A 20,759-nucleotide genomic window follows, 5' to 3' on the forward strand; every position below is an offset into this window, starting at 1 on the left:
TAAAGTGGGTGAGCATCAAGCTCCGTTTAAATTGACTTGTTAGGCAAACTTACCTCATTACTTCACCAGCTTTTTCTAATAACCTAGCCATTCTGTTCGTTTTATCAGAGGAACCGTAAGTTATAAACCAACCTTTATTATCTCCCAAAAGTCCTACAGCAGGATCGGGTAATAATAGTCTTCGCCTGATTAATTCATTGATGTAAGAATAAACAAGTTCAGCATCTACGTTTTCTACATTGAAATCTGGTAATGAACTTTGTTCGATAGAGTGTCGTTCATATGGGTAATTACCAGATATTTTAGGTCGTTTAATTGATTCAATGAAGAAATCTATAATATGATCAGTTATCCCAGTAACACCATTAATAAAAATTCGTTGATCAAATTCAGAAAAATTAAAGTCACAATCATTGCAATATAAGAGAGCAATTGCCATACGTACTCTGTCACTTGATGTTTGGGTTATAGCGTCAGCATATTGCGCTAATACTTCTTGCCCTTCAATACTGTTAATTGATTCATTTAATTTAGCTCTTTGTTCTTCATCCATATATTCGTAACGTGTTTCAACACATTTGAAGAATGAACTAACTCGCTCTTGTTTACGAGATTGATATGCATTTTTAATTACATCAAATGCTTTCGTACCGACAGTCAGCATTGTCTTTGAAGATATTATTTCGGTCATATACACCTACTCGAATAGTTGCCTAACGCCAGCTTAAGCGGATAAAAATAGTTGGTTATAATGTGTAGCGAAGCGAAACCTAACCAACTGTTTTTATTCCGTTTAAAGCTCTTGTTAACTATTATTTCATACCAGCGCCGATAGTGGCACGAACTGGTATGCCTTTGGGATCAAATCCTTTTAAACAAAAAACATTGATACCTAAATTATCAGGAGTTACACGTTTTCTATGGAAAGGATATATTCCACATTTATTACAAAAGAAATGACGTGCTGTATTTGTATGGAATTGATATTCAGAAAGAGAATCTTCACCTTGTAATAGTGCAAAATCACTTTCATGTACTTTTACCATCAAAGCATTTTTAAGGGTGCATATTGAACAGTCGCAAGTAGTCAATTCTGTGAAATCACTCCTGATAGTGAATTTTATTTCACCGCAATGACAACTACCTAGATATTCTTTTTTAGTCATATGAACTCCTAAATATAGTTAACGCCCAGCTAAGTGGAAAATTAGCGTTTGCCATAATCGCGAAGCGATGGCATGCGGTAATTTTTCCGACTTTAGCTGCTTGTTATGTTTTTTTGAGCGACACTCTTTATTTTTAGACCTGTAATAACAACCTCATTTAGCACATAGTTAGACATAATCGAAGCTAACCCGCTATCATTGAGGACATTAACAATTGCGTCTTTCGTTACCATGTTAGGCGAACCTAAGTGATTGGGAGAAAAACCCCCACTCATTTCCTATATAACCAGATTTTGTAATGAAAGCAGTTTTTTTATCGCCTTCGAAAACATAATCGAGAATAAACCTTACAGATTCGTTATACACAAATCCGTTGTACAAATACGTGTTTTTGGTGATAGTTCGATAGTGACTCATCGATTCTTTTTTAATACTTTTCTTACACGGAATCAATCCATCAGCAGAATCTATGACAAATTTGATATTATTTAACATATCATTAAATTCATCACCATCAACGCTCAATTCACTATATTTATCGGGAAAGATACTGACTGTTTCATAAGGCTTAAGGATAACTGGAGGCGATAATTTTTTAACCTCTAAGGCGAGATCATTTTCAAATAAAGCATAAATGCTAAATATACTTACAGGTTTATCTTTCTTATTCGATAGAACTAATTCTTTAATAGAGCCAGCAGAAAACCCTTCGTAAGAAATTGAATAATTAACGGTAATATTGTTTCCTATTTTTTTACTAGCAAAAAATATCGCGAATACTGAAGATATTAAAATCAATATTGGCCTGAAATAAGAATTTGAAAAAGCAATAAAACAGTCAATGTAATACACGGTATTTCCTTAAAAAACATAACGCCTTGCTAAGCGGACTAAAATTGTGGGTTAAAATGTGTAGCGAAGCGAAACGTAACCCACTGTTTTAGTTCCATTTAAGCAACTTGTTAGGCACGTTTGCTTGCAGAAGCTTTTTGGTTACCGTCAACATACCAAACCTGAGATGCGTGCTTATGTTCTTGCAAAAATTCATTACGAATACGTTGCACCTTGGCAAATTTTTGACCTAGCCCACCAACATCAATGAGTAAAAATATACCAACATTAGTATCATCAGCCGCTTTATAAATTTCAAGTTGCTTCTCGTAACCGTGAACCAAGCTACCGTTTGTAGAAAGCTTAATTTCTATAACTACTTTAGAATCAAAGCCCCTAGATAATTTAAAATCTACAGGACCATTTCCTGAATCTGCTTCAGGAGTTAAATCGATATTGTTTGCTTTACAGTAACTATATGCGACAGCAAAAAATAAACGTTGTGATGCTTTTTCTTTTCTAGGCTTTTTCTCTTCACACCAAAGCTCTTTCCATAAACCTTTATTTTCAACTAAATCTTGAAATTGTTCGAGTATTTTATGGACGACCTCTAATACTTCGTCATCGTTTAGTTCTTTGTTACCGTATTTCTTTAAATCAAACGGGTGTTCTTGAGATATTTTACTTAGTAATGAAGTCCAAAATGACTCACCATTTTTGTCCATTGTTAAATTATAAGGTACAGGATCTACTTCGCGGATCATTTCAATAACTTGCTCAAATGCTTCTTTACTTTTTAAAGCAGCTTCTTTCAACTGGCGCTTCTGCTTTTTGGTCATGTTTGCCCATACTTCACCAACTTGGTTATTTACACGCTCTCTCAAATCTTCATTTTCTCTTACAACTCTGGATATATCACTCCAGTCTGTAGCAATTGGAAGATCTCGAACAATGTCATTAGGAACGAGTAATAAAGGAGCACCAGAATAAGGATTAATAATTAGGTTGTATTCTTCGGTTCCAATTTTATGAGGTTTGGTGGGTAACTTTAAAGTTTCATTAACACGGAGCGTATAATTAATAAGGTCAAATAAAATAATATTTGTTGTCATGTCACTTATTCTATCCGGACCTATACCCTCTTCAAATAGCGCAAGTGCCATAAACAAATCTGTATCAGTTACACCTAAAGAAACTATTTGCGAAGCTGTATCAAGTGTTGTAGAAATCAAGTCTTTCCCGAAGCCTGATCCTCTAACAGATGTGCCATATCCGAGGCAAGTCCAACTTATTTCTGAAAATTTAAAGTGCTTTTTAGCACCTTTCCAAGCAACATCATCCTCAACTTTAGAAGCAGACAAAAGTTTGATTATCAATTCAAACCTTTTCTTATATGAATTAACCGCACCAGTATTCATTTCATCATGTTTACTTTCAGCAAGAAGCATTGGATCAATAAACAAAAGTGTATCTGTGTTAAGTAACACATCTACAACCCCCAATTTATCGAGAGTTTTAGAACAAATACCAAATTCACTTGATATTGTAGCGGGGTTTTGAATCTTGCCCATGACGTACTCCAGTGTAAATTGCTAGTAGTGCCTAACATCTTATTAGATAACAAAATGTCACCTTTCCCGCGGAAAGATGGCAAATATCTAATGATTAATAATAGACTTAGACTAATGCAATTATCATTTTAATCAACAATTTAAAATAAAAGATGAAATATAAGTCATGTAGAAAGACGACAAAATACAATATTTACGGCGGAAAGATGGCAAATACACTACACTGTATAAATAAACATCGATTTTATTTGTAGAGGTATTTTATGAAATCACTATTTTTAATGGCTGTTACTGAAAATATGCGTATTAAAAATTAGACATAAAAAAACCGCAAACCTTAAATAAGGTTTGCGGTTTTTCCCGTACCTAACGGTACTTAATGTGGCGGAGAACAAGAGATTCGAACTCTCGAAGGGTTGCCCCTTACACACTTTCCAGGCGTGCGCCTTCAGCCACTCGGCCAATTCTCCGTAAATTGCTTGTTTATTAAACTAAAGTGATAGTTGTATTAACAAAGCGATGCGCATGATAGTTAACTCGGCTCGTTAAATCAACCATTAACGCTAATAATTCAGGGATTTATGCTAATTCTTGTTGTAAATAGACGGATGCACCTAATAAACCCGGATTAGGGTGCGTAATAAGAAACGTTGGGATCCCTGTTAAATAACTGCTCATTCGCCCTTTGGCTTCAAAAAATGTTCTAAATTCACTATTTTGGAAAAAATCAATGAAACGCGGAATAATACCACCAGCAATATAGACTCCCCCTTTACAATCCAAACTCATGGCTAGGTTACCAGCAAAACTCCCCAATACTTCACAGAACATATTTAAGGTTTGTGTTGCCAGTGCACACTCTTTATTTAAGGCTGCTTCGGATATTTGTGAAGCTTCAAAATACTCAGGTTGTTTACCCGCTAAACGACACAATGCATGGTAAATATTCACCAACCCCTGCCCTGACATTAATCGCTCATTGGATACATGTCCAAACTGACCTTGCAATAATAATAAAACATCAGCTTGTTGCGACGTATTTGGTGCAAAACTAGTATGGCCGCCCTCCCCATCTAAACTGATCCACTTGCCAGAATGCTTTAATAGATGTGACACCCCTAAACCAGTGCCCGGACCAAATACCGCTTTCACTCCCTCTTCCACTTCAGTACCACTACCGATTTTAATTTTCTGCTTGTCATCCACAAAAGGGACTGCCAATGAAATAGCTGTGTAATCATTAATCACATGCAGGGTTTTAAGCGACAATTTTTGCTGTAAGGCTTGTTTAGAAAACTTCCAGTTTAAGTTGGTCATTTGTACCAAGTCATGTTCAACTTGGCAGGCAATACCAATGCATAAATGGCTAACGGGGTCTGACAAGGTGACAAAATATTGTGCTAACGCGGCGTCTAAGGTGATAAATTGAACACAAGGATATTCACGTACTTTGGATATTTCGCCGGAAACAATATCCAATACTCCCAAACGTATATTAGTACCACCAACATCTGCAACAACTGATAACATGATTTAACTCCTGCCTTTTTTCAGAGTTTTATAGGGTCAAGAGGCTGATCAGCCTCTCAGTTTTTTAAATTAATTGTAATTTATTTGATCTGAAACATTATTCGAATGTAATAAAATGACATAAAAACGCCACTGATCTATAATGATTTACAAATTTAATCGCTTTTTTTTGTAGTTTTATTTCATTTTTTAGTTACAAATTTTCCTTTACTAGACGCCAACACATTGCTGAGTGAACAAAATAATGAATACGTTAGAGTTAATTAAAAAAAATTTAGATACTTTTAGCAAATCAGAACGAAAAGTTGCAGAAGCCATTTTAGCGTCACCGCAAACCGCCATCCATTCTAGTATAGCTAACCTAGCAAAAATAGCTGAGGTTAGTGAGCCAACGGTTAACCGTTTTTGTCGCCGTTTGGATACCAAAGGTTTCCCTGACTTTAAACTACATTTAGCACAAAGTTTAGCCAATGGTACGCCTTATGTGAACAGAAATGTAAATGAAGATGATGGCCCAGAAGCTTATACGTCGAAAATTTTCGAATCGACCATGGCTTGCTTAAATGCAGCTAAGAATGGTTTAGATACTAACCTGATTAATCGCGCCGTTGATGTATTAACCCAAGCGAATAAAATTTCTTTCTTTGGGTTAGGTGCATCTTCTTCTGTAGCGCATGATGCGTTAAATAAATTTTTCCGCTTTAATATTCCAGTATCCTGCTTCGATGACATTGTAATGCAACGAATGAGTTGTATTAATGGTAGCGAAGGTGATGTGATTGTCTTAATTTCACATACTGGACGCACTAAACCATTAGTAGAAATTGCTCAGTTAGCACGTGAGAATGATGCCTTTGTGATAGCCTTAACCGCAGAAGACTCTCCCCTTGCTGAGCAGAGTAATTTAGTCCTTTCCTTAGGCGTACCTGAAGATACTGATATCTACATGCCAATGTCTTCACGTATCGCTCAACTTGTTTTAATCGATGTTCTAACCACCGGCTTTACCTTACGCCGTGGTGCAAAATTTAGAGATAATTTAAAAAGGGTAAAAGCGGGTATTAAAGACTCTCGTTTTGAAAAAACTAATGATGAAGCGCTATAAAAGTATTACAGTATAGCAGTGCATTTATTAACCCCCATTTAGTCTTATATTCTTTTATGTAACAGGAGTTAACATGGCAAGACGTACGAAAATAGTTACTACTTTAGGCCCAGCGACGGACCGCGGTAATAACTTAGAAAATATCATTGCAGCTGGTGCCAATATGGTACGTATGAATTTCTCTCACGGTGAAGCTGCCGACCACATCAAACGAGCCCAACAAGTGAGAGACATTGCCGTTAAACTAGGTAAAGAAGTCGCGATTATGGGCGACCTTCAAGGCCCTAAAATTCGTGTCTCAACCTTTGAAAACAATAAAATTCAACTAGCTGTAGGTGATAAGTTTACCTTAGACAGTGATGTGGCAAAGGGTCAAGGTACTCAACAACACGTAGGTCTAGATTACAAAACATTACCGCAAGAAGTTGATGCTGGCGATGTCTTACTATTAGATGATGGCCGTGTTCAGCTTAAAGTAGAATCTGTTGAAGGCAATAAAGTACATACTGTTGTTACTATTGGTGGTCCCCTCTCAAACAATAAAGGCATCAATAAACAAGGCGGTGGTTTATCTGCTGCGGCATTAACAGAAAAAGATAAAAGAGATATCTTCACTGCGGCTGAGATCGGTTGTGATTACCTAGCGGTTTCTTTTCCTCGTAATGGTGCAGATTTACACTATGCACGTAAATTAGCGCAAGAGGCAGGCAGTTTTGCTAAAATCGTTGCTAAAGTTGAACGCGCTGAAGCCGTTGAAACGAAAGAAGCTTTAGAAGATATCATCCTAGCCTCTGATGTAGTGATGGTTGCTCGTGGTGATCTAGGAGTTGAGATTGGCGACGCTCGTTTAGTTGGTGTACAAAAAGAGATGATCCGTACGGCACGTCGTTTAAACCGTGTCGTAATTACAGCAACACAAATGATGGAATCGATGATCAGTGCGCCAATGCCAACACGTGCAGAAGTAATGGACGTGGCGAATGCGGTATTAGATGGTACAGATGCGGTTATGTTATCAGGTGAAACAGCTGCCGGTGATTACCCAGTTGAAACCGTGAAAGCGATGAGTGATGTTTGTATTGGTGCTGAAAAACACCCAAGCATTAATGTATCTAATCACCGTATTAACCATACCTTTGACGATCCAGGTGAAGCATTAGCAATGACCACGATGTTCGCGGCTAACCATACTAATGGTGTTAAAGCAATTGTGGCATTAACTGCGTCAGGCTCAACGCCATTATTAATGTCTCGTTTAAGCTCTGGTTTACCTATTTATGCCCTATCAAGTAACCAACAAACGTTAAATTACTGTGCATTATACCGTGGTGTAACACCGGTTAAGTTTGAATCAACAACAACTAACAGCATTGAGTTTATTGAAAATGCGTTAACCACCCTAAAAGCATCTAAGTTAATTGCTGAAGGTGATTTGATTCTACTTACACACGGTGACAACGTTAAACAAGGTTTCACTAATACTTGTAAAATTATTAAAGTGTAAAAAGAGTTACATCTACAAAGGCCTGTTATTTATTGAATAACAGGCCTTTTTTCTTGCTTGTAATAACAGCATCCTCATTGATGAGGATAAGTTAACGTCATTCTTTAGGTGCCGTTTGTGCAAAATGAGGATCTGTTTGCGCTAGATCTAAAAGTTGTTGCAAAGCCGGGAAGTTATCTAAGGCAATTTTACTTCTAAATAACCCCCACTCTAAAAATATTGCTAAACGCATTTCAGCTTGGCTTAAAGGTAATGCCTGGCTTAGTGTTTTATCATTAATTGCCGCTAATCCGGTTTCAATTCGTCCAACTTGGCGCGTTAGATAAACACTTTTTTCAGCAGTGATACCGTCGAATTTTTCTAATAACACTAGGTTAACACAGGCATCTAGTACCGTATTGGTCATATGGTATAACTCAACTTCTTCTAAGTCGGTTAGAAACCCTTCTCCCACTAATTCATAAAGGTGGGTTAGGATTGAAGTAGAGTCTGTTAGTGTCAATTCACAATCAACAAGCAGTGGGACTTTTTTAGTAGGAGACAATGCTGCACTTTGTGTTGCATCTGTTTCAATAAACTCACATTCAAGTTCAGTTTGTAATAGTGCAATGCGACAATGACGTACAAAAGGTGAGGTATAGCTACCGTATAATTCCATGAGTAAACCTTAAAAGTAAGCGTAAATAATACCACTCGAATGAAACTTATTAATGGTATCGTAAAGTGTATGATTAGGTATAAGCTTAAAGCTTATTAGCCACTTTATGAAACTCTCTATTATTAGTCAATATAACCATCCCCGGAAAGCGACTTTTGATGGTTTCTTTATAAATCAATTAATTAAATCGGTAATACTCGATTGCGGCCTAGGTTTTTGGCTTTATAAAGATATTCATCAGCACGCGCAATCACCTCTGTAATACTTTCATTGGCTTGACTCTCCACCACCCCAAATGAAGCAGTGATGTTATTGATAAGTTGTCCTGAACGTTTATCTTTTAAGGAGAGTTTTTCCAGTTTTTTACGCATTGATTCTGCAAAGTGGCGTGCAATACGTATATTGGTATTAGGTAGCAACATAACAAACTCCTCTCCCCCAAAACGATAAGCAGTGCTTTGGTCTCGCATACTTTCATTGATTTTTCGCCCCACAGCTTTTAATACTTGGTCGCCTAATAGATGGCCCCAGGTATCATTAAACTTTTTGAAGTGGTCAATATCGCAGAGAATAATGGCAAAGGTAGCTGAACTGGATTGAAGATAACTGGTGAGTTCCGTATCAAAAGCATGGCGATTAAGCAGCCCAGTTAAAGAATCATACAAGGCCGCCTTTCGTGTTTCTTCAAGTTGTAATTTGAGTGTGCCAATCTCATTTTTAGCCAAGGCAAGACTATTACCAAAAAATTGGGTGGCATTACGCATCTGTTTTGCGTCTTTCTCTAAACTCTTTAATAAACCAACCACTTCCTCTATTGACCAGCCCTCTTTCTCAACCTTACTTATGTTTGAGACATTTTTATCGAAGGAATCTTGAAATTCAGTAGTATCTGAATGGGTATCAACAATTAACTGGTCTAACTGAGTCATCATGGTTTCAAGGGTTGAGCGAAATTCCCAGGTTTCATTTTCGACAGGAAAGCTAACATGTTCACGGTATAAAGATTCCGATTGAATGGGAGAGCAAGTATCACTTGATGAAAGTAATTTGTCCATGGACTCTTTTAAGGCGAGATTTTTCTCAGCCACATAATGATACCAAAGCGCATAATTATTCGGCGTGGTGGGTACCGAATACTTCATCATTAATGGTAGGGCTTTTTTTAAATTGTTCGCAGACTCTACGATTAACGCTTTACTCATAATATTTATTCTTATTGTATTGTTGACTATAATTGCTCAAATTATAAACCCTAATGAGGTATCTATGCAGTAAAATATATTATTATTCTAACTGTCTCTCAGATTCTGTTAACAATCTACTAATTTGTAACCAAACAACCATTATTCAATACCTTATCATTACAATTGTTGGCTTATTAAACCATCTAGTTGGTGATTAAAAAACCAAACCAACTGTTTATTGATTTTGCATAATATTTGTAGGCAATTGCCGATTTACAAGACTATACAAAGCAAGTACTCTTGCGCCGCTGTGCAACATTGCACCCTATTTTTAGTCGTAACAACGACTCAATTATTTTGAAGGTAACAGAGTGACACAAAGAAAATCATTTACGCTAAGTACAATATTAACGTTCATTATCCCATCGTTAATTGGGTTAATATTGTTTATGGCACCGATTCAATACAATGATGCATTGACGATTCCCATTGCTATCATCTCTAAAGCATTACAGGCATTTTTAGGTGACTCAATTACACTGATTGTCACCCTAGTTGTGCTGATCACCGCTGTACTTAGTTTATTAACTAAAGTGGTTAACCCTGCTTTTGTTCAGCGCTCGCCGTTTTTCCACGGTCTACTTAATGTTAGCCCAATTTGGTTAATTATTCGTGTATTAGGTATGATATTTATTGTCGCGACTTACTGGGGTATTGGCCCGGAGATGATTAATTCAGGCAACACAGGTGCATTAGTATTGAACGAATTAATGCCAGTGTTACTGTGTGTATTCATCTTTGCTGGTCTGTTATTACCATTATTACTTAACTTTGGCTTATTAGAGTTATTTGGCACCCTATTAACTAAAATTATGCGCCCTGTTTTTAACTTACCAGGTCGAAGTGCAATTGATTGTATGGCGTCATGGTTAGGTGATGGCAGTGTGGGTATTTTAATGACCAGTAAACAATATGAGTCACGTTTTTATACTCAACGTGAAGCTGCAGTTATAGGTACAACTTTCTCTGCGGTATCAATTACCTTTTCATTAGTGGTTATCTCACAGGTAAAACTTGAGTACTTATTCTTACCTTTTTACTTATCTGTTTGTTTAGCGGGTATTGTGGCAGCGATCATCGTGCCTAAACTGCCACCACTGCGTAATAAGAAAGATCTCTATATAGATGGTTCTTCACGTCAAGAAGGTGATGAAAAAACACCTGAAGGTCATCACTTATTATCTTGGGGTTTTCATCAAGCTTTAACACGCGCTGAGCAAGCTAAAGGTATTAAAAGTACTATTCAAGATGGTATTAAAAATGTGATTGATATGGTATTTGGTGTGCTACCTGTTGTTATGGCGATTGGTACCATTGCGTTAATGATTGCTGAATATACACCTATCTTTAATTACTTAGGTATGCCGTTTATTCCACTACTTGAGTTATTACAAATTCCTCAAGCAGAACAAGCTTCAACCACTATTGTAGTTGGCTTTGCGGATATGTTTATTCCGTCTATATTAGCCGCTTCCATTGAGTCAGATATGACACGCTTTATTATTGCGGCGATGTCGGTAACGCAGTTGATATACATGAGTGAAGTGGGCGCATTATTATTAGGTAGTAAAATTCCTGTTAATATTGCAGAATTATTCATTATCTTTATTCTACGAACACTAGTAACGTTACCAGTGATTGCAGGTGTGGCACACTTTATTTTCTAACCGTGTGATCATAAGTAAATGTTAATCATGGCAGGCTAATACCCTGCCATTTTTCTATCTGACCATTAGGTCGTTAGATCCATCTATTATATAAAAAGAAGAGAGTTTAAAATGGATTTTGCGTTATACCTTCATGCCATCACTGGTTTATTAGTGATCATCGATCCCATTGGATCAGCATTAATCTTCAACTCACTGACCTCTGGAAGTGATCAAAGACACCGTAATCTAATGGCAATCAAGTCAATTATCATCAGTGGCTTAACCTTAGTGTTATTTGGTAATTACGGAGAAGCTTTATTTTCGCAATTAGGCATTAATATTAACTCACTGCGTATATCAGGTGGTTTACTGCTGTTTTACACTGCTTTTATTATGATCACTCAGGAATTGAAATTCACAAGCACTGAGAAAAATGCAGATATTTCAGTATTCCCGATGTCCATTCCGTTATTAGCAGGTCCTGGTACCCTAACCTTAGCCATTTTATTGTATTCTCAACCACCAACAACAGGCAGTACTTGGATTTCAGTGACTGCAGCTATTATCAGTGTATTAATTATTACCTTTGTTGGCATGATCGCTTCTAAATACTTGAAGAAAATAATTGGTAAAACCGGCGATGAGATCCTACGTCGTTTCTTAGGTGTTATCTTAGCAGCACTGGCTATTCAGTTTGTTTATGAAGGTGTTCGAAACATCTCTATGTAAATCAATCATTAGCGTTCAATCATCAATTAGACTTAATTGTATTGATTGTTCGCTAGACTTTTCACTTAAGCCAACACTGATCCCTAATAAACGAATCGGTTTGTCTGGATTAGCTAACATCAATTGATGTAACAGCTGCTCAAAAATAGCTTGATTTAAATGTGAATATTTTCGTTCACTACTCTTGATAGTAAAGTCACTAAACTTCAATTTCACACCTAATTTGGTGATTACCTTTTTCGATAAATGTTTTTCGACACGTGATGTTAATTGTTGATAAAAGTCAGCCAGCTTTAACACACATTGCGCTTCCGTTAACAAGTTGTGTTCAAAGGTATGCTCTACTGCTACTGATTTACGCTCTCTATTGGGTTGAACCTGTCTATTATCAATACCTTTACTATAGGCTAATAATGATTGACCTAATTTGCCAAAACTAGCCAACAAAGCGGACTCTGGGTATTGCGCCACATCAGCACAGGTGATCAAGCCTTTCTCTGCTAAATGCCCTTGCGCGACCTTGCCAACACCAGGGATTTTCTTTAACGGGAGATTCGCGATAAAACTTGATGACTGCGCAGGACTGATCACAAATTGCCCGTTAGGTTTATTTTCGTCTGAGGCTATTTTAGCCAAAAATTTACAATAGGAGATACCTGCAGATGCCGTTAAGTTGAGCTCTTGCTGAATCGCACGTCTAATATCCTGTGCAATATATGTGGCAGATCCTTTAAACAAAGTACAATCGGTGACGTCTAAATAAGCTTCATCTAAAGACAAAGGCTCAACAAGGTGTGTATAACGATGAAAAATAGCTCTTATTTTTTGTGATATATCGACATAGACAGCCATTCTCCCGGGTACAATAAGTAATTCAGGACAAAGTTGCTTCGCTTTAAAAACAGGCATCGCAGAGTGAATACCAAATTCTCTGGCAAGATAATTACAGGTCGATAAAACCCCTCTACGCTGACTTCTCCCGCCAATCGCAAGTGGAATGTTCTGATAAGTAGGGTTATCTCGCATCTCTACAGCCGCATAAAAACAATCCATATCAATATGAATTATTTTGCGTTCAGATTGAGTCTCTTCAATCAACATGTTGTGATAACTCCACAGAATTAGAAACGACGAGGACTATTCAAAATAACTATTTTCAGCCACCCTTTAAACAACTGTCTTTATATACAGCCTTTAATTATAAAGCATAATAAGTGGCTGTCGCAATATTTTTATATTGTTTACGTTTGACATTACCCTTAGGGTAAAGGTTAAGCTTTATTCATCTATTAATAAATTAGAGGGTAAAAGAGATGGCAACACCGAATCAAATAACTTTCCCTGTCTATGGAATGACCTGTGCATCATGTGCGAGTAAACTAACAAGCGCATTTAACGATATTGACGGCATTGAAGCGAACGTCAATATTAGTCTTGAAAAAGCGACTTTATCTTTTGACCAAGCGCAACTCAACAAACCTTTAGTCTCTGAAATTGCGCATGTTTTAAAAAGAAAAGGTTACCACACTGATTACCAAACGATCCCTTTTGAAGCAGAATGGTCATGCTCAAGTTGTGTTGAAAGTACCTTAAAAGCGATTAAGTCACACCCGTTGGTGATCGATGCTAAAGCTAATTTCGCGACTAAAACATTGCATGTTGAAACCATTGAAGGGATTGCTAATAGTGAGTTCATTAATGCGTTAATTGCGCTAAGTCCATATCCTTTAACGCATAAAGTAGCCATTACTTCTCAACAACAACGGTTAAATAAACAAAAGTTAGAAGATAAAAAACAACAACGAGAAAAGCTAAGTCTGGTCATTGCATTGGGGCTGAGCATCCCATTTGTAGTTGCAATGATTAATATGCTATTTAGTGATACCGCTTTGCTACCTTCTTGGCTAGAGTTTGCTTTAGCAACCCCTTTACAATTCATTGTAGGTGCTCGGTTTTATAAAGGGGCATGGAATAGTATCAAGGGCGGCTCGGCTAATATGGATGTACTAGTTGTATTGGGTACGTCTGCCGCATATTTTTTCAGCCTATATATATTGCTAACAGGTAGCCAAGCCCACCTTTATTTTGAAACCAGTAGTTTAGTGATCGTACTGATCCGTTTAGGTAAATACTTAGAATTTCGAGCGAAACAAGCCAGCAGTAAAGCGATTAATGCATTAAGTCAATTACAAGTATTAGAGGCATTAGTCAAAAAAGGTCAAGGCTTCAAACGGGTATTAATTGAACAAGTCCAAGTTGATGACCTTGTCCAAGTGGCGGTGGGTGATAAAGTCCCTGTAGATGGTATTGTCGTTGAGGGTTCTAGCTATATAGATGAATCACTATTAACCGGTGAAAGTGCTGCCATTAATAAGCAACAAGACGATCAAGTTTATGCAGGTACGTTGAATGGCGATGGCGTATTACTGATCAAAACGACCGCAGTTAATGAGCAAACTAAATTACATAATATCATTGAACTCGTTGAATCAGCACAAATGAGTAAAGCACCAATTCTACAACTAGTAGATAAAGTAAGTGCTATTTTTGTGCCCATTGTTCTAGCGATTGCCGCTATTACCTTTGCAAGTTGGATGTTTACCACAGGTAACTTAGAACAAGCTTTAATGCATAGTGTTGCAGTGTTAGTCATCGCCTGCCCTTGTGCATTAGGTTTAGCAACACCAACAGCCATGGTGGTGGGCACTGGACTCGCAGCTCAAAAAGGAATATTAATAAAAGATATCAATACATTACAGTTAGCACATAAATTAAATCATATTGCCTTTGATAAAACCGGTACGTTAACGAAGGGACAAGTATCGATCAACGATGTGACCTCTTTTGACCCCGCTTTTTTACCTTTATTAATGGGGATACAACAATCGAGTAAACACCCTATCGCAAAAGCTGTTGTCGCCTATTGTGAGACATTAAATATTGATGCCGAAACTATTAGCCAACCACAAAATATTCACGGTGAAGGTCTACATAGTCGCTTTCAAGAGCAAGATGTATTAGTAGGAAATAGTAAATTATTACAACACTTTGATATTAATATTGAACAACAACTGGCCAGTAATGAAGTGAATATAGATCCAAATCTCAATGTCATTTACCTTAGCCATGGTCAATCGTTACTGGGTTACTTTGTGATTGCCGATCAGGTTCGTCCTGAGAGTAAAGAAACTATTACCGAGCTAAGTAAATTGGGGCTATCGACCACCTTGATCAGTGGAGACAAACACAGTGTCGTGAAATCTATGAGCAACGACTTAGGTATCGCTCACTTTTATGCAGAGCAAACACCAGAACAAAAACTTCAACAACTATCAACGCTGCAACAAGATGGCTTAGTGGCGATGGTTGGAGATGGCGTGAATGATGCCCCTGCACTAGCACAAGCTGATGTGAGTATTGCCATGGGCGGAGGCAGTGACGTCGCTAAACAAACAGCATCTATGACCTTGATGCATGATGACCCACGTTTAATAGCGATGGCGATCAAGTTATCTCGTGCAACGTGGACAACTATTCGTCAAAACCTGTTTTGGGCATTCATCTTTAATACATTAGCTATCCCAGCTGCCGCGTTAGGCTACTTGAGCCCCTCCGTCGCAGCAATCGCCATGAGTGCTTCTAGCTTGATTGTGTTAAGTAATTCATTATTATTAAAACGTACTCGTCTACAGTAGACCTAAATAAGCAAATGACCCACTGAATAGTGGGTTAACCATTTGGGACAGGAGAACAACATGCTATCGATTAGTCAGGCCGCCAAAGAAACAGGGCTATCTATTAAGTCTATTCGTCATTATGAATCTATCGGCTTAATTTCCGCTCCTCCAAGAGAGGAAAATGATTACCGATTTTATCCAGATGACATCATCCAACAACTACATTTTATCTTTAAAAGTAAACAAGCAGGATTTAACCTCAAAGAATGTAAAGCCTTGTTATTACTCTCAGAGGATGAACATAGAAATAGTGCCGATGTAAAATCCATTGCATTGCAAAAAATACAAGAGATTGAAAACCGTATCCAACAGCAACAAGCGATTGTTGATCAATTAAAGAAAATCACTCAACAATGTCCCGGTAATCTACAAGCCAAGTGCAGTATTATTGATGCTTTCAGTTAACAGATAACAAAAAGCCCAGTTAAAAACTGGGCTTTTAAGCTAGCTTAAACAAGATTAAGCGTTAATATTTTTATCTGAAACACTTGCTTCAGTCTCTTCAATATTACCCGCATTTGGGTCATTGAAGACATTAACATCCATCTCACCTTCAGACTTAGCCACAATACAAGTAACAACACTGTCACCAGTAATATTAACGGCAGTACGAATCATATCAACCAATCTATCAACACCCAGTAGCATCGCAATACCTTCAACTGGAAGGCCAACTTGATTTAATACCATAGCTAACATGATGATACCTACACCAGGCACACCAGCAGTACCAATAGACGCTAACGTAGCCGTTAAGATAACGGCAATGTAATCAGATAAAGTAAGGTCAATATTGAATGCTTGTGCGATAAATACTGTCGCAACACCTTGCATAATAGCAGTACCATCCATGTTGATTGTCGCACCTAATGGTACAGTGAATGAAGCAACCTTGTTATTCACACCAAGACGTTTAGTCGTGGTTTCTAACGTAGCAGGGATAGTGGCATTAGATGATGAAGTAGAGAATGCAAAGCTGATTGCTGTTTCCATTTTCTTGAAGAAAATAACCGGGCTCAAACCTGTGAATGCTTTAAAGAAAGCACTGTAGGTAACTAGAGCATGTAAAACAAGCGCAGCACTGATCACTAAGAAATAGTTAATTAAATTAAAGATCGCATCTAAACCAATTTCACTAAATAGCTTAGCCATCAAGAAGAATACACCGTACGGCGCAATTTTCATTAACATAACAACAAGCTTCATTATTACCGTATTCAGGTCAAAGAAGATCGCAGAAATACGTTGCCCAGCACTACCTGATGCACTAATCGCAATACCAAATAAAATAGCGAATACGATAATTTGTAGCGTATTTCCGGCAGCCATTGCATTAATTGGGTTAGTTGGGAACATGTTAATGATAACATCCCCTAAAGAAGGCGCATCTTTAGCCGCATAGGTTGTTGCTTGAGCAAGATCAACGCCCACACCTGGTTCAAAAATATTTGCCATAAAGATAGCAAGAGTAATTGCAATCGCAGTGGTTGCCATATAAAAGGCTAAAGTCTTGCCACCTAAGCGACCTAATGTAGAGAGGTCTCTTAAACTACTTGTTCCACACACTAACGAGATGAAGATAAGCGGTACCACTAACATTTTTAAGGTGGCGATAAAGATTTTACCACCAACATAAAATAATCCGTTAACGATATAATCTTGCACAAATGCAACATCTGCGAGCAAAGAGCGAATTAAGAACCCTGTTAGGATACCAATTCCCATGCCGATTAAAACTTTCTTGGTTAATGACATTTTTTGCTTAATTGCTGTCATAATAATTCCTTGTATTCCATAAATATGATCTCTTAATCGTAATATTTTACGCAGGTAATTCAGCCATCTTGGCCATTCGGCAGAACCGATTAATCCTTCATAAACACCTAGAAATATGCAAAATTTTCATCGCGAAAAAAGAGGTGAAGCTAAAAACGGCGCTATCTATACCATAAATAGATAGCGATAAGGAAATGTTAATTATGCAGTATGAAGTCGATTTTATTCATTTCCACACCATTAATTAATATCGCTAAAGTGTGCGAACCGCAGTAATACTGCCTTGTAGAGATGTTTTTGAAGCTAAATGATTTAATAATCATTTTATTGTCTTTTTTTATCAAAGACTCCGACAACTGAAATATCTTGCGCGTTTTTTGACCATTCCTTTTCATGAAGTCAATAGCGAACTCGATACGTAATTTATGCAGTGGAAGTGAATTTTTATGCTTAACACAACAAGAGAAATGAAATGTCTCACCCAACTTCACTTTTTGGTCAGCTTGCAGGTCTACAACGGTGATCTGTTTCGGTGGCAAAAAACCAAATAAAGCTAGTGCGTCAGGCATGGCTTGCTTTAATAAACTACGACAAGCATGTTTGACTAATCGAGCAGTATTGATTGAAGAATCTTCGGCTAACCAACTTTTACATTTAGTTATCACTGCATGAGGATGATCTTTAGCAATATCATTCAGGTTATTCGCGACGCTACGTCTCACGTATTCACTGCTATCGTGTTTTAGGTTGTCTAATATTGGCCATAAATAACTTGGATTTTTTTTGAAGTCAGGTAAAGCCATTGCCCATGGAAGTCGTGGTCTAGCACCTTCCGATGCTAAACGTCTTAGGTGCTCATTGGGACTATTTGTCCAATCTAATAAAATAGTGTGCATCTGTTCAGGATAACGCACGATAAAAGGCCTAATAGCAAACTCTGCACTAGTGAATTCGGTGATATAAGCGAGTGATTTAGTAGAGTTAATCAGGCTATCTAAACCAAATAACTCTACAAAAGCCGGAACAAACATGCCTTGATAGCTGGTAAAATGTGGTGCAATGCTCTCTATAACCGTCAATGATGCAGAATAATCTAAATTAATAAAGATTCTTAATTGTTGTGCTATATGATGATTACGTGCTTTTAGCTCTTTGCTCTCCCATTCACTATCAAATACTGCATCTATAAAAGCATCATTGGCAAAATCAGGGTAAGCCAATTTTACTTGCTGTGCTAATCGCTCAAGGTAGGTTTGGTTATAAGCATCTTTTAATAAGTCAGCCATTTAGGTAAATCTCTTGTTATTCAATTTAACGGACTAACAGGCTGGAGGAAAGCGTAAGCATTAATGAACTTGAGAACACTAATGCTTAATATTCTAAGTGTTAATATTTACAATACCCGCTCACCAAAATGAAACACACAAAACTCACCTTCTTGCATTTGCGTCCAGGCTTCATCTTTGGTTAATGGGCGAGTTGCAATCACAGTAACAACATCACTATCAGAGGTTTCCTCTTGGAAATCCACCGTCATATCTTCATCAATTAACTGCGCTTTACCAAAGGGAGCACGACGTGTGATCCAATGTAAATTATTGGTGCAATAACACATTACGTATTCGCCATCGCTTAATAGCATATTAAATACACCTAAGGCTTTTAATTGATCAGCGTATTCAGCGACTTTTTTAAACATGCCAAGCATATCTTCAGGTTGTTGTTGGTACTCTTTATGTAACTTATCAATGATCCAACAAAAAGCTCGTTCACTATCTGTTTGACCAATTGGGTTAGCGTACCCCATCTGTAAGGATTCGTATCCAGTTAATTGACCATTATGCGCATAAGTCCAATTACGGCCCCACATTTCACGAATGAATGGGTGCGTATTCTCAAGGCTCACTCCACCTCGATTAGCTTGTCTGATATGGCTGATTACCGATTTACTTTTAATCGGATACTGTTTAACCAGCTCTGCAATCTTGGAGTCACAACTAGGTTGTGGATCTTTAAAGCTACGGCACCCTTTACCTTCGTAAAAAGTGATACCCCATCCATCTTTATGTGGCCCCGTTGCCCCACCACGTCTAACTAAACCACTAAAACTAAAACAGATATCCGTTGGGACATTGGCACTCATGCCTAATAATTCACACATTATTTAAAAACCTAAGCCATCTTTTTTTCGATTAAATAGATCAAAATATGAATGACCTTGATATGTACTTCTTGAATACGATCAGCAAAACCAAAGTGAGGAACACGGATTTCGACATCCGCTAATCCAGCCATTTTCCCACCATCTTTACCCGTTAAGGCAATCACTTTAATGCCCTTTTGCTGAGCGACTTCAATAGCTTTCAGAATATTTTCTGAATTTCCACTTGTTGATAAGCAAAATAAGACATCACCACGGCGACCAACGCCTTCTAAGTAACGAGCAAAAACATAGTCATAACCGTAATCGTTACCAACACAAGATAGATGACTTGGGTCTGAGATCGCAATCGCAGGGTAAGATGGTCTGTGTTCGCGATAACGACCTGTAAGCTCTTCCGCAAAATGCATGGCATCACAATGTGAACCACCGTTACCACAGGCTAATACTTTTCCTTCATTTTTAAAGGAATCCGCTAACAGCGTCGCTGCATTTTCAATATCTTGTAAGTTGTTTTGGTCCGATAGGAAAGCAGATAGCACGGTTTGTGCTTCTTCGAGTTCATCTTTAATCAATGATAAATTCATAATACTCACTTAATTCAATGAATAGCTAACAGTCATCGCTGTTAGCTTATTTGTTGTACAGAGTTAAGGTATGCTCTGTATCAGGGTGAAAACTTATTAAACGATTTTATTGGAATACAGTTTAATAAGCGATTAATTCATATTTTATCAATCACACTAATTATTTATCCTAACACCAGTGTTCATTTAAATAGAACAATAACCTTGAGCTTTACAGCTTAAGTAGATGCAGATCATCTTTATCATCGGCACTCGCAAACTGTTTTTTAAGTTCCGATTTAGGTTGCATATAGATTTCACCATTTTGTGCAATGGTAAAATGGTCAGGATCAATATTAAACTGCTTTTGATAAGCCATGACTAACTGTAACGAATGAGCTTTTTGCTCTTCACTCAGTGGCGCACCGTCTAACCATTTTCCGGTTTCAACTGCTGTACTAAGTTTTTGATAGAGTTCAGGTGAGATGTTTTTTGCGTATTCATTAATATTGCTCACGATATTTACCTTGTA

General features: G+C 37.5%; 19 protein-coding genes and 1 tRNA gene. 6 read left to right on the forward strand and 14 right to left on the reverse strand.

Features of this window, described 5'->3' with window-relative positions; all coding sequences use genetic code 11:
* Positions 1-49: 49 nt before the first annotated feature.
* From DS885_RS11035 to DS885_RS11060, 6 genes are all read right to left on the reverse strand, one after another.
* Entirely contained in the window at positions 50-691 is a 642-nt protein-coding gene (locus tag DS885_RS11035; RefSeq protein WP_147232352.1) for a hypothetical protein, read from the reverse strand.
* A 121-nt stretch (positions 692-812) separates the two neighbouring features.
* A complete protein-coding gene (locus tag DS885_RS11040; protein WP_113819492.1) occupies positions 813-1,166 on the reverse strand; it encodes a GFA family protein in 354 nt (117 codons plus the stop codon).
* A gap of 234 nt (positions 1,167-1,400) precedes the next feature.
* Positions 1,401-2,018, reverse strand: a complete 618-nt coding sequence (locus DS885_RS11045; protein ID WP_220149692.1) for a hypothetical protein — start codon at positions 2,016-2,018, stop codon at positions 1,401-1,403.
* Positions 2,019-2,128: 110 nt separating this feature from the next.
* Entirely contained in the window at positions 2,129-3,568 is a 1,440-nt protein-coding gene (locus DS885_RS11050) for a hypothetical protein (RefSeq protein ID WP_113819493.1), read from the reverse strand.
* 382 nt (positions 3,569-3,950) lie between these two features.
* A tRNA-Ser gene (locus DS885_RS11055) sits at positions 3,951-4,038 on the reverse strand.
* A 109-nt stretch (positions 4,039-4,147) separates the two neighbouring features.
* The gene (locus tag DS885_RS11060; RefSeq protein WP_113819494.1) at positions 4,148-5,098 is read right to left on the reverse strand and encodes a glucokinase; all 951 of its coding nucleotides are present in this window, start codon (positions 5,096-5,098) and stop codon (positions 4,148-4,150) included.
* Between the two features lie 244 nt (positions 5,099-5,342).
* On the opposite strand from DS885_RS11060, the gene DS885_RS11065 reads away from it, so the two are divergent.
* Both DS885_RS11065 and pyk read left to right on the forward strand, forming a co-directional pair.
* A complete protein-coding gene (locus DS885_RS11065) occupies positions 5,343-6,203 on the forward strand; it encodes a MurR/RpiR family transcriptional regulator (RefSeq protein WP_113819495.1) in 861 nt (286 codons plus the stop codon).
* Between the two features lie 73 nt (positions 6,204-6,276).
* Positions 6,277-7,707, forward strand: a complete 1,431-nt coding sequence (gene pyk / locus DS885_RS11070; protein ID WP_113819496.1) for a pyruvate kinase — start codon at positions 6,277-6,279, stop codon at positions 7,705-7,707.
* Between the two features lie 97 nt (positions 7,708-7,804).
* Here the strand turns inward: pyk and DS885_RS11075 are convergent, their stop codons facing one another.
* Positions 7,805-8,365 (reverse strand): glutathione S-transferase family protein, encoded by a 561-nt coding sequence (locus tag DS885_RS11075; protein ID WP_113819497.1) that lies wholly within the window; start codon positions 8,363-8,365, stop codon positions 7,805-7,807.
* 182 nt (positions 8,366-8,547) lie between these two features.
* Positions 8,548-9,567, reverse strand: coding sequence for a GGDEF domain-containing protein (locus DS885_RS11080; protein WP_113819498.1), 1,020 nt, complete (start codon positions 9,565-9,567; stop codon positions 8,548-8,550).
* A gap of 431 nt (positions 9,568-9,998) precedes the next feature.
* Between DS885_RS11080 and DS885_RS11085 the strand changes: the two genes are divergently transcribed.
* Together DS885_RS11085 and DS885_RS11090 are read left to right on the forward strand one after the other, a co-directional pair.
* Positions 9,999-11,276 (forward strand): YjiH family protein, encoded by a 1,278-nt coding sequence (locus DS885_RS11085; protein ID WP_113819512.1) that lies wholly within the window; start codon positions 9,999-10,001, stop codon positions 11,274-11,276.
* Between the two features lie 111 nt (positions 11,277-11,387).
* The gene (locus tag DS885_RS11090) at positions 11,388-11,987 is read left to right on the forward strand and encodes a MarC family protein (protein WP_113819499.1); all 600 of its coding nucleotides are present in this window, start codon (positions 11,388-11,390) and stop codon (positions 11,985-11,987) included.
* Positions 11,988-12,002: 15 nt separating this feature from the next.
* On the opposite strand, the gene dinB is transcribed toward DS885_RS11090, so the two are convergent.
* Positions 12,003-13,088 carry a DNA polymerase IV gene (gene dinB, locus DS885_RS11095; RefSeq protein WP_113819500.1) on the reverse strand — a complete coding sequence of 362 codons (1,086 nt, stop codon included), beginning with the start codon at positions 13,086-13,088 and terminating at the stop codon, positions 12,003-12,005.
* 212 nt (positions 13,089-13,300) lie between these two features.
* Here dinB and DS885_RS11100 point away from each other — a divergent pair, with 212 nt between their 5' ends.
* Both DS885_RS11100 and DS885_RS11105 read left to right on the forward strand, forming a co-directional pair.
* Positions 13,301-15,682, forward strand: a complete 2,382-nt coding sequence (locus tag DS885_RS11100) for a heavy metal translocating P-type ATPase (RefSeq protein ID WP_113819501.1) — start codon at positions 13,301-13,303, stop codon at positions 15,680-15,682.
* Positions 15,683-15,742: 60 nt separating this feature from the next.
* Complete coding sequence (locus DS885_RS11105) at positions 15,743-16,129, forward strand: MerR family DNA-binding protein (protein ID WP_113819502.1); 387 nt, start codon at positions 15,743-15,745, stop codon at positions 16,127-16,129.
* A gap of 54 nt (positions 16,130-16,183) precedes the next feature.
* On the opposite strand, the gene DS885_RS11110 is transcribed toward DS885_RS11105, so the two are convergent.
* The 5 genes from DS885_RS11110 to DS885_RS11130 all read right to left on the reverse strand — a co-directional run bounded on the left by DS885_RS11110 (position 16,184) and on the right by DS885_RS11130 (position 20,744).
* Entirely contained in the window at positions 16,184-17,500 is a 1,317-nt protein-coding gene (locus tag DS885_RS11110; protein WP_113819503.1) for a dicarboxylate/amino acid:cation symporter, read from the reverse strand.
* Positions 17,501-17,697: 197 nt separating this feature from the next.
* Entirely contained in the window at positions 17,698-18,786 is a 1,089-nt protein-coding gene (locus DS885_RS11115; RefSeq protein ID WP_113819504.1) for a DNA alkylation repair protein, read from the reverse strand.
* A 107-nt stretch (positions 18,787-18,893) separates the two neighbouring features.
* Complete coding sequence (locus DS885_RS11120) at positions 18,894-19,661, reverse strand: class II glutamine amidotransferase (protein WP_113819505.1); 768 nt, start codon at positions 19,659-19,661, stop codon at positions 18,894-18,896.
* Positions 19,662-19,672: 11 nt separating this feature from the next.
* Positions 19,673-20,248 carry a D-sedoheptulose 7-phosphate isomerase gene (gene lpcA / locus DS885_RS11125; RefSeq protein WP_113819506.1) on the reverse strand — a complete coding sequence of 192 codons (576 nt, stop codon included), beginning with the start codon at positions 20,246-20,248 and terminating at the stop codon, positions 19,673-19,675.
* Positions 20,249-20,459: 211 nt separating this feature from the next.
* Positions 20,460-20,744 carry a YeaC family protein gene (locus DS885_RS11130; protein WP_113819507.1) on the reverse strand — a complete coding sequence of 95 codons (285 nt, stop codon included), beginning with the start codon at positions 20,742-20,744 and terminating at the stop codon, positions 20,460-20,462.
* Between the last annotated feature and the right edge of the window lie 15 nt (positions 20,745-20,759).

Source organism: Psychromonas sp. B3M02 (genome assembly GCF_003318165.1).
Classification (GTDB): domain Bacteria; phylum Pseudomonadota; class Gammaproteobacteria; order Enterobacterales; family Psychromonadaceae; genus Psychromonas.

Bases quoted from the DNA above. Each gene is read 5' to 3' on its own strand.
- DS885_RS11035 (WP_147232352.1), bottom strand. From the start codon at position 691: ATGACCGAAATAATATCTTCAAAGACAATGCTGACTGTCGGTACGAAA.
- DS885_RS11040 (WP_113819492.1), bottom strand. From the start codon at position 1,166: ATGACTAAAAAAGAATATCTAGGTAGTTGTCATTGCGGTGAAATAAAA.
- DS885_RS11050 (WP_113819493.1), bottom strand. From the start codon at position 3,568: ATGGGCAAGATTCAAAACCCCGCTACAATATCAAGTGAATTTGGTATT.
- DS885_RS11060 (WP_113819494.1), bottom strand. From the start codon at position 5,098: ATGTTATCAGTTGTTGCAGATGTTGGTGGTACTAATATACGTTTGGGA.
- DS885_RS11065 (WP_113819495.1), top strand. From the start codon at position 5,343: ATGAATACGTTAGAGTTAATTAAAAAAAATTTAGATACTTTTAGCAAA.
- pyk (WP_113819496.1), top strand. From the start codon at position 6,277: ATGGCAAGACGTACGAAAATAGTTACTACTTTAGGCCCAGCGACGGAC.
- DS885_RS11075 (WP_113819497.1), bottom strand. From the start codon at position 8,365: ATGGAATTATACGGTAGCTATACCTCACCTTTTGTACGTCATTGTCGC.
- DS885_RS11080 (WP_113819498.1), bottom strand. From the start codon at position 9,567: ATGAGTAAAGCGTTAATCGTAGAGTCTGCGAACAATTTAAAAAAAGCC.
- DS885_RS11085 (WP_113819512.1), top strand. From the start codon at position 9,999: ATGGCACCGATTCAATACAATGATGCATTGACGATTCCCATTGCTATC.
- DS885_RS11090 (WP_113819499.1), top strand. From the start codon at position 11,388: ATGGATTTTGCGTTATACCTTCATGCCATCACTGGTTTATTAGTGATC.
- dinB (WP_113819500.1), bottom strand. From the start codon at position 13,088: ATGTTGATTGAAGAGACTCAATCTGAACGCAAAATAATTCATATTGAT.
- DS885_RS11100 (WP_113819501.1), top strand. From the start codon at position 13,301: ATGGCAACACCGAATCAAATAACTTTCCCTGTCTATGGAATGACCTGT.
- DS885_RS11105 (WP_113819502.1), top strand. From the start codon at position 15,743: ATGCTATCGATTAGTCAGGCCGCCAAAGAAACAGGGCTATCTATTAAG.
- DS885_RS11110 (WP_113819503.1), bottom strand. From the start codon at position 17,500: ATGACAGCAATTAAGCAAAAAATGTCATTAACCAAGAAAGTTTTAATC.
- DS885_RS11115 (WP_113819504.1), bottom strand. From the start codon at position 18,786: ATGGCTGACTTATTAAAAGATGCTTATAACCAAACCTACCTTGAGCGA.
- DS885_RS11120 (WP_113819505.1), bottom strand. From the start codon at position 19,661: ATGTGTGAATTATTAGGCATGAGTGCCAATGTCCCAACGGATATCTGT.
- lpcA (WP_113819506.1), bottom strand. From the start codon at position 20,248: ATGAATTTATCATTGATTAAAGATGAACTCGAAGAAGCACAAACCGTG.